Genomic DNA, 1,821 nt, shown 5'->3' on the forward strand with positions numbered 1-1,821 from the left:
ACACCCGAGTTCGCTCACCAAAATCAAAAACACATTTATAAAAAATACAGCCTGAATTGATAACCAAAATGGTCAACTTATTTCAGGACAAGACAGCAAAATCTTAATGAGAACGTATTTATCAAATCTTATCCCGTCATTAAAAAAGTTTTCGAAGCAACTCGATGACGTTAGCTTGTTAACTAAGAATCATTGGGTGATCGTGGATACGGTTTCGAACATAAAGAGTGTGTACATTTTTAGAGCAAATAAAGAATTAATTATTTCCCACGATGGTAAAGTTGAAAAAGCGAATTGGGATTATCTAGGAAACGAATCATTATTAATCGAAAAACAAAATGAAAGTTACCTATTTAAACATGGATTCTTTGATGATAATATTTTGGCTTTAAAAGTTGACAATAAAAATGAATATGTATTTTTCATAAATGAGAACAAATATGACGTCAATCTAAATACGTTCGACAAACTCATAAATTTCCTTGAATTAAACTATATAGAAAGTTCAAAAAAAGCAAATGAAACAATAGTCGAAGCTAAAAAGAAAAGAATATTGGTTCCATTTAAAACGAGCCAAGGTATTGTTGAGATTGAACAAGAAAGTTCAGTTCATTCTCCTTCCGAAGGTGCAAATGCTTATCTGAATGGAAAATTAGCTCCCAACGGAAAGTATAAATTTGGATTTATGTTTTATGTAAATATTGAGGAAGGAAAAGTGAAAAGTGTAAGTTTATTTTAAAAATCGACGGTCGCCACTAACCGCCGTTTCAAGCAATTGCCGGGATTTGGTTAAGTTGAACGTTTAGTTTTCACGAACTTTGTTTATCTTCGGCAGAGAGAACTCGGACCGCGTTGATCGGCAACTGCGTGAAGCGGCCTAACGTTGGCAGCAATACTTGAAAAAATATCGCAATCATGAATATTACTCAAAAACAACTATTAAAGATTTTTCTTGTAATAGCAATTATAAATGTAATTCTAATAGAATTCGTTCTTTCTGATATTCCAGAGAAAATATACTTCGGCAATAAAATTGGAATAATTGTATCGCGCATAAGTTTGGGATACATATCAAGTTATATATTCTACTTGATGGTAGTCGTAATGAAACAAAAGAAGGATAAAAAAAATATTTACGGAGCCGTTTACAACTTAACTGATCGAATTATTTACAATGGCTATGCAGTATTTAATTTTGTGTTAGAATCAGCAGGAGAAAATCCAAAGGAATATGATAAAGCGAAAATTACCAAAGATGAGTATTTAAAAATTTGTGAAAAGGCGGACTTATCGCAATTCCCTGAGAACAAAATGCTTGGCGTTCCTCCAAATCTAATAAAAGCTAATTTCGCAAATTTCATATATGTAAACTGCGTAAAGAATGTAGAATATTATTCTGAAAAGGTTTTTACATATATGCCTTTCTTAGATAGTACTTTCGTTAACCTTATAAATAATTTACACCATAATATTTTCTTCATTAGGCGCGCACATTCTCTCACAATAATCTTAAATGGAGTTGGAATAAATCCACATATTTCAAAGTCAATGTGGGAATATTTTGATTTAGTCAGAAAGATTGATGATTACAGTCAGAAAAATTTAAAACAATATTTTACGAAGATTGAAGAATAGTACTGCTGCCAACAGCGCAGTTAAGCAAGAGCTGGTTTTTCGTAGCCGAAAGTCTTGATTTCACGAACAAAGTTTTATCTTAGCAGAGAGAACTCAGTCCGCTTTTCCGCTCCTGCGTAACTGCGCGAAACGTTACATGACAGCGCCGAGGAAACCCGGAAAATAGTTCGTAGAATCAACTTCGTC

2 protein-coding genes are annotated in these 1,821 nt (G+C 32.9%); both read left to right on the forward strand.

Annotated features, from left to right (window positions below; all coding sequences use genetic code 11):
* The first annotated feature begins 106 nt into the window (after positions 1–106).
* The gene (locus tag BLP55_RS16450; RefSeq protein ID WP_091147456.1) at positions 107–739 is read left to right on the forward strand and encodes a hypothetical protein; all 633 of its coding nucleotides are present in this window, start codon (positions 107–109) and stop codon (positions 737–739) included.
* A 176-nt stretch (positions 740–915) separates the two neighbouring features.
* Positions 916–1,635 carry a hypothetical protein gene (locus BLP55_RS16455; protein WP_091147458.1) on the forward strand — a complete coding sequence of 240 codons (720 nt, stop codon included), beginning with the start codon at positions 916–918 and terminating at the stop codon, positions 1,633–1,635.
* Positions 1,636–1,821: the final 186 nt, after the last annotated feature.

The organism is Flavobacterium caeni (assembly GCF_900101895.1).
Classification (GTDB): domain Bacteria; phylum Bacteroidota; class Bacteroidia; order Flavobacteriales; family Flavobacteriaceae; genus Flavobacterium; species Flavobacterium caeni.

What these genes read in the sequence shown, in the direction of transcription:
- BLP55_RS16450 (WP_091147456.1), top strand. Translation starts at nt 107, where the DNA reads ATGAGAACGTATTTATCAAATCTTATCCCGTCATTAAAAAAGTTTTCG.
- BLP55_RS16455 (WP_091147458.1), top strand. Translation starts at nt 916, where the DNA reads ATGAATATTACTCAAAAACAACTATTAAAGATTTTTCTTGTAATAGCA.